This window comes from Psychroflexus maritimus, from assembly GCF_011089875.1.
GTDB lineage: Bacteria > Bacteroidota > Bacteroidia > Flavobacteriales > Flavobacteriaceae > Psychroflexus > Psychroflexus maritimus.
In genome coordinates, this window is sequence record NZ_JAANAS010000115.1 from 1 (window position 1) to 264 (window position 264).

The 264-nt window shown below is 37.9% G+C and carries 1 protein-coding gene; it reads left to right on the forward strand.

Going from position 1 to position 264, the window contains the following annotated elements; all coding sequences use genetic code 11:
* The coding region (locus tag G7034_RS11345) for a hypothetical protein (RefSeq protein ID WP_166401074.1) at positions 1 to 264 on the forward strand (264 nt) is incomplete at both ends.

Consider the following 264-nt stretch of genomic DNA (forward strand, 5'->3'; position numbering starts at 1 on the left):
TGAAGTTGAAAATAACGCCCCAGAAGTATTCCAACTAGGAACAACGCAAGTAACTTGGACACTCACAGATGAAAATGGTCAAATCATCTCTGCACAACAAAATGTAACGGTAACTACTGCAACAGGTGAAACGGATTATCCAACACAAATTACTGCACCAAATGATGTCACAATAATAGCCAACCAAGGCACTTGTGAAGCTATTGATGTTGAACTTGGAAATCCTGTGACACAAAGTTGCTTGAATTTTGAAGTTGAAAATAA